General features: G+C 67.1%; 14 protein-coding genes. 12 read left to right on the forward strand and 2 right to left on the reverse strand.

What is annotated here, in order from left to right; translation table 11 throughout:
* The 9 genes from EQG76_RS12825 to EQG76_RS12860 all read left to right on the forward strand — a co-directional run.
* Positions 1–805, forward strand: an 805-nt coding sequence (locus EQG76_RS12825; RefSeq protein ID WP_200840777.1) for a tripartite tricarboxylate transporter permease, incomplete at its 5' end; no start/stop codon positions are given.
* Between the two features lie 127 nt (positions 806–932).
* Complete coding sequence (locus EQG76_RS12830) at positions 933–1,142, forward strand: hypothetical protein (RefSeq protein ID WP_159713905.1); 210 nt, start codon at positions 933–935, stop codon at positions 1,140–1,142.
* A gap of 37 nt (positions 1,143–1,179) precedes the next feature.
* Positions 1,180–1,905, forward strand: coding sequence for a hypothetical protein (locus EQG76_RS12835; protein ID WP_235031343.1), 726 nt, complete (start codon positions 1,180–1,182; stop codon positions 1,903–1,905).
* A 47-nt stretch (positions 1,906–1,952) separates the two neighbouring features.
* Positions 1,953–2,081, forward strand: a complete 129-nt coding sequence (locus EQG76_RS32790) for a hypothetical protein (RefSeq protein ID WP_255476521.1) — start codon at positions 1,953–1,955, stop codon at positions 2,079–2,081.
* A 357-nt stretch (positions 2,082–2,438) separates the two neighbouring features.
* On the forward strand, positions 2,439–2,765 hold the full coding sequence (locus EQG76_RS12840) for a hypothetical protein (RefSeq protein ID WP_159713907.1): 327 nt from the start codon (positions 2,439–2,441) through the stop codon (positions 2,763–2,765).
* A gap of 70 nt (positions 2,766–2,835) precedes the next feature.
* Positions 2,836–3,789, forward strand: coding sequence for an oxygenase MpaB family protein (locus EQG76_RS12845; protein WP_159713909.1), 954 nt, complete (start codon positions 2,836–2,838; stop codon positions 3,787–3,789).
* 162 nt (positions 3,790–3,951) lie between these two features.
* Positions 3,952–5,331, forward strand: coding sequence for an ABC transporter substrate-binding protein (locus EQG76_RS12850; RefSeq protein WP_159713911.1), 1,380 nt, complete (start codon positions 3,952–3,954; stop codon positions 5,329–5,331).
* Positions 5,332–5,430: 99 nt separating this feature from the next.
* Positions 5,431–6,306 (forward strand): carbohydrate ABC transporter permease, encoded by an 876-nt coding sequence (locus tag EQG76_RS12855; protein ID WP_159713913.1) that lies wholly within the window; start codon positions 5,431–5,433, stop codon positions 6,304–6,306.
* Positions 6,303–7,169 carry a carbohydrate ABC transporter permease gene (locus EQG76_RS12860; RefSeq protein ID WP_159713915.1) on the forward strand — a complete coding sequence of 289 codons (867 nt, stop codon included), beginning with the start codon at positions 6,303–6,305 and terminating at the stop codon, positions 7,167–7,169. The genes EQG76_RS12855 and EQG76_RS12860 overlap by 4 nt, the downstream gene beginning before the upstream one ends.
* Here EQG76_RS12860 and EQG76_RS33900 read toward each other — a convergent pair.
* Complete coding sequence (locus EQG76_RS33900) at positions 7,166–7,720, reverse strand: PH domain-containing protein (RefSeq protein WP_235031344.1); 555 nt, start codon at positions 7,718–7,720, stop codon at positions 7,166–7,168. The two genes, EQG76_RS12860 and EQG76_RS33900, sit on opposite strands and share 4 nt — an antisense overlap.
* 383 nt (positions 7,721–8,103) lie before the next feature.
* Between EQG76_RS33900 and EQG76_RS12870 the strand changes: the two genes are divergently transcribed.
* From EQG76_RS12870 to EQG76_RS12880, 3 genes are all read left to right on the forward strand, one after another.
* The gene (locus EQG76_RS12870; RefSeq protein ID WP_159713917.1) at positions 8,104–8,391 is read left to right on the forward strand and encodes a hypothetical protein; all 288 of its coding nucleotides are present in this window, start codon (positions 8,104–8,106) and stop codon (positions 8,389–8,391) included.
* 143 nt (positions 8,392–8,534) lie between these two features.
* Complete coding sequence (locus EQG76_RS12875; RefSeq protein WP_159713919.1) at positions 8,535–9,281, forward strand: hypothetical protein; 747 nt, start codon at positions 8,535–8,537, stop codon at positions 9,279–9,281.
* Between the two features lie 21 nt (positions 9,282–9,302).
* On the forward strand, positions 9,303–9,518 hold the full coding sequence (locus EQG76_RS12880; protein ID WP_159713921.1) for a hypothetical protein: 216 nt from the start codon (positions 9,303–9,305) through the stop codon (positions 9,516–9,518).
* Between the two features lie 22 nt (positions 9,519–9,540).
* Here EQG76_RS12880 and EQG76_RS12885 read toward each other — a convergent pair.
* Positions 9,541–10,076 (reverse strand): AI-2E family transporter (locus EQG76_RS12885; RefSeq protein ID WP_159713923.1); only part of this gene is annotated, 536 nt, incomplete at its 5' end.

Below are 10,076 nucleotides of genomic sequence, written 5' to 3' on the forward strand. Positions count from 1 at the left end.
CCTGCGCGTCCAGGAGATCGAGCCGGTGAAGGGCTCGCTCTGGATGACCCGCGGCGAGTGGCGGCGCTCCTGGAAGCCCTGGCTGCGCGGCACCTTCATCGGCTTCCCGTTCGGAGCACTGCCGGCCGGCGGCACCGAGATCCCGACCTTCGTGTCCTACACGCTGGAAAAGAAGCTGAGCTCCCGGCCCGAGGAGTTCGGCAAGGGTGCGATCGAGGGCGTGGCCGGGCCGGAGGCCGCCAACAACGCCGCGGTGGCCGGCGTCTTGGTCCCGCTCCTCACGTTGGGATTGCCGACCTCCGCCACCGCCGCGATCCTGCTGGCGGCCTTCCAGGAATACGGCCTGCAGCCGGGGCCCCTCCTGTTCCTCACCAGCGGCGAGTTGGTCTGGGGCCTGATCGCCAGCCTCTATATCGGCAACCTGGCGCTGCTGGTCCTGAACCTGCCGCTCGTGGGTCTGTGGGTGCGCCTGCTCGCGATCCCCCAGCACCTGCTCTATGGCGGGATCCTCGTGTTCAGCACGCTGGGCGTCTACAGCCTGAACCGCTCGATCACCGACCTCGTCCTGCTTCTCCTGTTCGGCCTGGTCGGCTGGGTGATGCGCCGGGTCGACATCCCGGTGGCCCCCTGCATCATCGGCCTGATCCTGGGCCCCATGGCCGAGGAGCAGCTGCGCCGCGCCCTGTCGATCTCCCAGGGCGACCTGGTGGCGGTGCTGACCCGGCCGCTCACGCTCACCATCCTGATCCTGGCGGTGCTGGTGGTGGCCGTGCCGCCGCTCCTGGCTCGGCGGCTGCGAGGATGAGGATCGGGCGCGTGCGCCCTCCCATGCTATGCTCCCCTCGTCCCGCCCGGGGGCAGCGATGGCGACCAGAACCGGACGGCGGATTGTGGCGATCCTGGCGGCCGACGTGGTGGAATAATCCGCGCTCATGGAGCAGGACGAGGACCGCGCCCTCGCCCGGCTGAAGGCGCACCGCCAGGAGCTGGTGGAGCCGCTGACCGCCGAATATCAGGGCCATGTGGTCAAGCTCATGGGCGACGGCCTGCTGGCGGAGTTCGCCAGCGTGGTCGATGCGGTGCGCTGTGCCGTGCTGATCCAGAGGGGCATAGCCGAGCGAGGCCAGGCTGCCCGGCAGTGAACGCATCTGGCTACGCATCGGCATCAATCTGGGCGACGTGATCCGCGAGGCCGATGGCGACCTCTACGGCGACGGGGTGAAGGTCGCCGCCTGCCTGGAACAGCTGGCAGAGGCTGGCGGCGTGATGATCTCCGGCACGGCCTATGACCAGCTCCACAGCAAGCTGGATGTCACCCTGGACTTCGCCGGCGAGCAGCGGGTCAAGAACATCGAGCGCTTCGTGCGCGCCTACCGTGTGCGGCTGGGCAGCCGAAAGGGCCGCCGCGCCCGCCCCTGGCTGCGCGCCGGCTGGTGGCAGTCCGCCGTCGCCGCCATGCTGCCCGTCCTCCTGACGGCCGGGGCCGCTTGGTGGCTGTGGCCGCAGGAAGCGCGTTCCACCAGCTCAGCCACCGCCGTGCTGCCCTTCGCGAACCTGGGCGGCGACCCTGCGACCGGCCGGCTTGCCGACGGCATCACCGAAGACACCATCACCGACCTCGCCCGCTTCCGCGGTCTGGACGTGATCGCGCGCAACTCCATTGAGGTCTACAAGGGCAAGGCGGTGGACGTGCGCCAGGTCGGCGAGGAGTTGGACGTCGGTTACGTGCTGGAGGGCTCGGTCCAGCGAGAGGCCGACCGGATGCGGATCACCGCCCAGCTCGTCGACACGCAGAACGATCCGCATGGTCGGAGTGCTGGGACCGGCCGACGCAGGATGTCTTCGAGATCCAGAGTGAGATCGCCGAGCAGATCACCGGCAAGATTGGCGGCTTCACCGGCATGATAATCGTTGCCGGGCAGACGGCGGCAAAGCGCAAGCGTCCGGAAGACTTGGCTTCCTACGATCTCTACCTGCTCGGTCTGGAAGTACAGCACCGTCTGACCCCGGAGGGCGTGCACCAGGCCCTTCGCCTGCACAAGCAGAGCCTCGCGATCGATCCTGGCTTCGCCCGTGCCTGAACCGCCGCGGCTTGGTGCTACGATACGCTGCTGGCCCTTCCCGATCCAGCACCCGGTCTGCGCCAGCTGAGCCTCGATGCTGCGAGATGCGCGGTTGAACTGGACCTTGCTGACGCGGAAGCACACGCAGCACTCGGCAACATGTTGGGGGCGACGGGCGATCTTGCCCGTGCCGAGGCCGAGCATGAGCGGGCGCTCAGCCTCACGCCGGATCGGCTGACATCCTGACCATCTATGCTGCCTGGGCAAGCAGCTATGGCAAACCGGAGAAGGGCGTAGAGGCGGCGCTTCGGGTAATACGCCTTAACCCGCAGTTGCCAGCCTATGCCTTCCGCACCTACCGCTACACCTTACTTCATGGCTGGCAGGTACGAAGATGCCCTGCACTTTGCGAACCGGGTGCCCCGCGAAGCTTATAACCTGTTCGACCACGTGCTCCGAGCTGCGGCGCTGGCGGCGCTGGGCCTTGGAGAGGAAGCGCGTGCGGCTGTAGCGGAGACAATCGCGCAGTTCCCGCACATCAGTGTCGAAGGATTTGCCATTCTCGATCCCGCGTGGAACGAGGATGAACGGCAGCGCCCCGTCGAGACCATGCGTAAGGCCGGCTCCCCCTTGTGCGCGAGCGCCGACGACCTCAGAAACAGTCCGGACCTCCAGCGCCTTCCCGAGTGCGCCGCCTCGTGACCGGAGCTTGCCGCAGCCCGGCCCCCGCCTAACTCCATGATCGGGAGATCGGAGCGAGGAACGCCCTTACATGCCGCCGTCCTTCCTGCCGGGCAGGCTCGTCCAGCCGCTGCGTGCCGCGATCACTGGCGGCGTGGCCGCCTATTTCAACGACGGCGCGCGCGGCGAGAAGCCAGTCCTGCGCCATCCCGACGGGCTGTTCGGCCCGGGCTCGGTGACCTGGCGGGTCCATGGCGACGTGGCGTCGATGATGGTGGGTGGCGTTGCGGCCCTCCTGCTCCAGATGCTCCATCCCGCCGTGCTCGCCGGCGTGCTGGACCATTCCAACTTTCGGGCCGACATGCATGGCCGGCTGCGGCGGACCGCACGGTTCGTCTCGGTCACCACCTATGGCGAGCGCGCCCTGGCCCTGGCGGCGATCGAGCGGGTGCGCCGCATCCATGCCGGGGTTCGGGGCACGCTGCCGGACGGCACCCCCTATGCCGCCAGCGACCCGGACCTCCTGGCCTGGGTGCACGTGGCGGAGGCGAGCTGCTTTCTCCGCTCCTGGATCCGCTATGGCGAGCCCGGCATGCTCATGGCCGACCAGGACCGCTATTTCGCCGAGATGGCCGAGGTAGGCCTGGCGCTCGGGGCCGATCCCGTGCCGCGCAACCGTGCGGAGGCCAGGGCGCTGATCCAGGCGATGCGGCCCCGCCTGCGCTGCGATGAATCCACCCGGGACGTGGCGCGGCTGATCCTCACCAAGCCGGCATCGACGGCTGCGATGGCGCCGCTGCACGCCCTTGCGATGGACGCCGCGGTCGACCTGCTGCCGGGCTGGGCCGCACAGATGCACGGCCTGTCCGTGCCGCACTTTCGCACCCCGCTCATCCGCATCGGCACGCTGGGCGTGGCCCGCACCCTGCGCTGGGCGTTCGCAGCCAGACGGGCGCCGGCCCGCCCGCTGCCGGCCCTTCCCGTGCAGGGAAGGAGCCGGACGCGCCGCCCGCCGGGCGGGCCCGATCGCTCTGAACGCTATTGACCCTACCCCCGCCAACTGCATTTTCACGCTCCAGAAGGCCAGGAGGGCCCAGTGCCGCTGGGCGTTCTTGCGTTGCGCCCCGAGTGCGCCTGTGGCTTCTTGGCTGATATATCATTTGCCGGTAACGGGTCGTTCCCACTGCCGGCGAGGGAGGCAAGAAGGATGAGACGAGACCTGCTCAAGCGCGGACTGCTGCTGGGTGCGGCCGCCATGTTCGTCGCGACCAGCGCGCCCGCCTCGGCCGAGACGCTGACGGTCTGGTGGGTGAAGGGCTTCTACCGGTCCGAGGACGAGGCGCTGTTCAAGGCGATCGAGGCGTTCGAGCAGAAGACCGGCGTCAATGTCGAGCTATCGCAGTACGCCGTGCAGGACATGATCCCCAAGACCGTGGCGGCACTCGACAGCGGCACGCCGCCCGACATCGCCTACTCGGACACGTACGACTTCCAGACCGGCGCCATGTGGGCGTTCCAGAACAAGCTGGAAGACCTGACCAGCGTGCTGGAGCCGATCAAGGACCAGTTCGACGAGAACACGCTGTCCACCACCTATCTCTACAACGACACGACCAAGCAGCGGGCCTACTACTCCTTCCCGCTCAAGCGCCAGACCATGCATATCGAGTACTGGATCGATATGCTGCAGGAGGCGGGCTTCCAGGAGAGCGACGTTCCCGAGGACTGGGAAGGCTTCTGGAACTTCTGGTGCTCGGATGTCCAGTCCGGTGCGCGCGGCGCCACCGGCCAGCGCATCTACGGCATCGGCCAGCCGATGGGCGTGGATTCGACCGACAGCTTCTTCTCGTTCCTGACCTTCATGGACGCCTACAACGTCAAGCTGGTCGACGACGAGGGCAATCTGTTGGTCGACGATCCGAGCGTGAAGGAAGGCCTGGTCGGCGCGCTCACCGACTACACCATGCCCTATACCGAGGGCTGCGCGCCGCCGTCCGCCACCTCTTGGAAGGACCCGGACAACAACGTCGCCTTCCACAACAAGACCACCATCCTCACCCACAACGCCACGATCTCGATCGCGGGCAAGTGGTTCGACGACATGACCAATCCGGCTCTCTCCGACGAGGAGCGCGCCCAGGCCAAGAAGAACTACGAGGAACTGATCCGCACCCGCGGCTTCCCGACCAAGCCGGACGGCACGCCGATGGTCTACCGCTCCGCGGTGAAGACCGGCGTGATTTTCCAGCAGGCGGCAAACAAGGAGCGCGCCAAGGAGTTCCTGGCCTTCCTGATGCAGCCCGAGAACCTGCAGCCTTATGTGGAAGGCTCGCTCGGCCGCTGGTTCCCGGTGACCAAGAGCGGCATGGAGAGCCCATTCTGGCAGGCCGATCCGCACCGCAAGTCGGTCTATGACCAGTTCAAGGCGGGCACGGTCACCTTCGAGTTCACCAAGAACTGGAAGTTCACCCAGCTCAACAACGAGAACGTCTGGGCCAAGGCGATGAACCGCGTGGTCAATGAGAACGTCTCGGTCGAGGACGCGGTGGACGAGATGATCGCCCGCATCAAGGAAGTGGCTGGCTGAAGCAACGGCCATCCGTCATGGCCGTTCTTCGGCCATGACGGACCCTTTGCAAGGGCGTAGCCTGATCGGTCAGCAGAACAGGAAGATCGGAGGCGAACCATGTCGGTAGCAGCTGTCCAAACGGACCGCGCTCCCCCCGAAAGCAAGGTCCGCCGCCCCTGGACCGCCGCCGAGGCCTGGGGCCTCGTCCTGCTGGTCCCCTACATCCTGGTCTTCCTGGCCTTCGTGCTCTACCCGGTGCTCTACGGCTTCTGGCTGGCGCGCCATCCCTCCAGCTACGTCGCCCTGTTCGGCGATCCGATCTTCCGCCGCTCCGTGGTCAACACGCTGGTCTTCCTGGTCGTCGCGATCAACGTGAAGATGCTGCTGGCCCTGTTCCTGTCCGGCTTCTTCCTGCACGAGCGCTGGTGGGTCCGCTGGCTCTCGGTGCTGTTCATCCTGCCCTGGGCGGTGCCGGCGATCCCGACCATCCTGTCGGTCCGCTTCATGCTCAATCCCGAGTGGGGCCTGGTCAACCAGCTCTGGTTCCGCTGGACCTTCGAGGACGGGCCGAACTGGCTGAACGAGCCCTGGCTGGGCCTGACCATGGCCATGGCCGTCCATATCTGGAAGTCGCTGCCGTTCTGGACGCTGATGATGCTGACCGGGCGGCTCGCCATCTCTAACGATCTCTACGAGGCCGCCTCGGTGGACGGCGCCAATGGCTGGCACAAGTTCCGCTATGTCACCTGGCCGTCGCTGCAGACCATGTACGTGACCTGCACCATCCTCTCGATGATCTGGACGCTCGGCGACTTCAACAGCGTCTACCTCCTGACCGGAGGCGGGCCCGCCGACCTGACCCACGTGCTCGCCACGCTCGGCATCCGCTACCTGCGCCTGGCCCAGGTCGACCTGTCGCTCGCGACGGTCGTCTGCGCGATGCCGCTGGTGCTGCCGCTGGTCTACATCATGATGAAGCGGTACTCCAAATGAGCGCGCCCCGTCGCCCCGGCTGGTTCCTGCGCGGCGTCGCCACCGACGCCAAGCTGCTCCTGATCGGCATCCCGGTGTTCCTGTGGACCATCCTGCCGATCTACCATCTGTTCCTGTTCTCGATCTCGCCCAAGGATCAGGCGATGTCAGGCCGGCTGTGGCCGGAGAACCCGACCCTCAACAACTTCATCATCGTCTTCAGCGAGCGCCACCACTTCCTGGGCAATTTCTGGCAGCAGTTCTGGAACTCGTTCTTCATCGCCGCGATGGTGGGCATCCTGACCCTGGTGGTTGCCACCTTCGCGGCCTTCTCGATCAGCCGGCTGAAGACCCGCTTCGGCGGCACGGTGATGAACCTGGCCCTGTTCACCTATTTCGTCCCGGCCGCTTTTCTGGCCGTGCCGATGTACCGGACCATGGGCATCTACGGACTGCTCAACACCCAGTGGGCGCTGATCCTGGCGATGATGACGCTGGCAGCACCCTACGCGATCTGGGTGCTCAAGCAGGCCTCCGACAAGCTGCCGCGCGAACTGGACGAGGCGGCGGTGATGGACGGCGCCACGCCCATGCAGCTCTTCCGCCTGGTCTACCTGCCACTGATGGCGCCCTCCCTGGTGGCGGTCGGCGTCTACGCGCTGCTGCTGGCCTGGAACGAATATCTCTACGCCTTCCTCCTGCTGTCCCGGGACACCGACGTGACCCTGCCGGTGGCACTCGGCAATTTCCTGGCCGCCGACGACTCCCCCTGGGAACTGCTCATGACCACCGGCCTGATCTACGCGGTCCCGCCCGCGGTGATCTATTACGTGTTCAAGCGCTACATGACCGCCGGGCTCACCTCCGGGGCGGTGAAGAGCTAGTCCGGGCCTGAACGGCCGCTGCGGGCTGCCGATCCGCTGCCCTCCGGACCGGGAGCCTCTTGCCGGCCTCGTCCCATCAGCCTGCCAGTATCCGGCGCTTCTGGTCTGTGAACTCCTGGTCGGTCAGGGCGCCCGCGGTCCGCAGGGCTGCCAGTCGCTCCAGCTTTGACACGACACGTCCGCCGAGGCTGAACCGGCACCATGCGCCGCAGGACGATGAACACCGGCGTCGTCCGCGCCCGGACGAAGTCGGCAAAGGCGGCTGCCTGGCGCTTGTCGACCTGCTCGATCCTGGCCCGGTTGCCGGACGCATGGATGGTGATGTCGCCGAACAGGATGCCGGCCTGGTATTCGATCGAGGTGATCTTCTCGCAAGGGAAGTCCTCGGCCCTGATCCCATAGATCAGGCCTTTGTCCACGAAGATCAGCCGCTGGTTCGTCGCCACGAGAAGGCCGAACCCTCCCTGGTAGGCTCTCTGCGCCGGCCGCTCCACGCGCTCGTCTTCCCATAGAAGCCCCGCAGCGCCTTTATCTCCCGGTATGCAAGCCATCGGCTTGCACCGTCCAGCGCAGCAACCTGCTGCCTCACCTCGTCGACCGTCGCCATCCCGTTCCTCGAACAGCAGGTTGCGGCTGCACAGGCCAGCCTCTGCGCATGCCCCGCTTGTAGCAGGCACTTCCTAAGGAAGCATGAAGTGTGGCGGCCGAAGCTGCGGTGGGCGGCGCGGACGGCCGAAAAGCCCGGGCTCCGGCGCGGCCGCTTTGCCTCATCCGCTCATATCCGGTGCGGATGCCGTTCTCGGGCCGAACTTGCCTGAGAGAGCCAGGTGGAAGCCCGGTGCCCTCCCTGCGCGACGCTGCCTGGGACCGATGCCGATCCCGCCGGCCCAGCCTTGTCGCGCAATGACGAGCCAGCGGATCGCCGCTCGCCTTCATGCTACTGTCCCCTGGCGGCTACCGGATCGTGGAGGCAGGCATGTTCGTGACCCTGCTCGGCGCACTGCTGATCTTTCTCGGGATCCTTTACCTGGCGGCCCAGGCGCTCCGGCGCGGCCGGCTGAGTGCGGGCACCCCGGAGCGCCCGGTGGCGCAGGCCGGCTCGCTGGAGCCGCCCGGCCGGGTCACCGCCTTCCGGCTCGGCGCGAACTGGCCGGGCCTCGCCCTGATCGCCCTGGGTGCAATCCTGCTGATCGCCGTGGCGGCCATCCCGGCAGCCTCCTAATCGCCCCTGCGGCCCAGGTCCGGTGATCTTCATCACCGGCCAGCACCCTTGCCCGGTGGCCAATGGCTCTGGAAGTACCGGAAACGCGACGCCGCAGGATCGGCTCCTTCCGGAACCAGGTCATCATCGCAAGGAGGCTACCGATGATGCAGACCCGGAGAATCCCTCGAACCGGACAGCGGCACGCTTTGGGCGCCATCCGCCACTGGCTCCCGCTGCTCCTGCTCCTGGCCGCCATGGCGGTGCCGCCGGGCGCACGGGCGGAAGAGCCGTCTGTGCGGCAGTTGGCCAACCTGATCTTCGCGCCGCCGCCCTGTTGGAAGTTCATCGGCCGGCGGGCGGCGGACGGGCGGCTCGAGATCAATTATGACGGCGACCGCGACCGCTGCCGGAAGTGCCAGATCGTCATCGACCGGGGCAACAGCACGGCCATGTCGATCCGAGCTTGGCAGGAAGCCCTTTCACGGGCCGTCTTCGAGGCACCGCGCCGGCCAGCCCCAACCAATGGCACTGGGAGGCCAATGGCGCCGACCAATCCATATCCTGATGCGCGTGGCGAGGGACGACCGCGGCCGGAACTCGTTCCGGGCGTTCTTCGCGGTGGGCCTGTCCACCGCCATGAGCTTCTGGCGTTCACCGCCGAGGTCAGCAGCCAAGCGGAGCTGGACGGTGCGGCCGCGGTCATCAACGCCGGTGTCCTGCCGATGCACTATTTCGACGGCCGGACTGCGACTCTGCAGATAATGAATGACGGCGCCATCCATTCCGGCCGCGTCACCATGTACCCCAAGAAGGTGCCGCCCGCGGGCTACCGCTTCGCCGGCACGATCCACTCGGTCAGCTATACCAGCTTCGGCCTGACCGGCGGGGTGCCGAGCGAACGCAACTAGGTCTTCCGCAAGAACGGAACGGTGGTCGGTTCGGCCTTCGTCGGGGTCTCCGGCTCGGGCGACGATGGTGGCGGGTTCAGCGGCGGCTCGACCCAGCAGGAGACGGTCGGCCGCTACGAGGTGCTGAACGGCCGGATCATCATCACGCCGCCCACCGGCGAGCCCTTGTCGAGCTGGATCCTGTTCGACGGCGGGACGAACCTCGTGATCGGCGGGAAACCGGTCAAGGGCGGCTGAGCAGATCCCGGGGCCGGCCGCATCACCGGCCGACTCGGCCCTCCCTGGCCCGTGCCGTCGCGAAGATGTCCCAGACCGCCAGGAACATCGCGGCGATCAGCGGCCCGATCACGAAGCCGTGGATGCCGAAAATGGCGATGCCGCCCAGCGTGGAGATCAGCACCAGGTAGTCGGGCATCCTGGTGTCCTTGCCGACCAGGATCGGGCGCAGGACATTGTCCACCACGCTGATCACCAGCACGCCCCAGGCCATCAGAACGATGCCCTGCCATACCGCACCCGTCATCAGGAAGTAGATGGCGGCCGGCAGCCAGACCAATGCCGCGCCCACGGCCGGTAGCAGCGCCAGCAGGGCCATCAGCACCGCCCACAGCAGGGCAGCATGGATGCCCAGGATCCAGAAGATCAGCCCGCCCAGCGCCCCTTGCAAGGCAGCCACGATGATGGTGCCCTTGAGCGTGGCCCGGACCACGGTGGTGAACTTTTCGGCGAGCGCGCGCTGCTGGTCCACATGCAGCGGGAGCGCGTTCCGGATGCGCCTGACCAGCGCGTCGCCAT

It is taken from the genome of Geminicoccus flavidas (assembly GCF_009806515.1).
Taxonomy (GTDB): domain Bacteria; phylum Pseudomonadota; class Alphaproteobacteria; order Geminicoccales; family Geminicoccaceae; genus Geminicoccus; species Geminicoccus flavidus.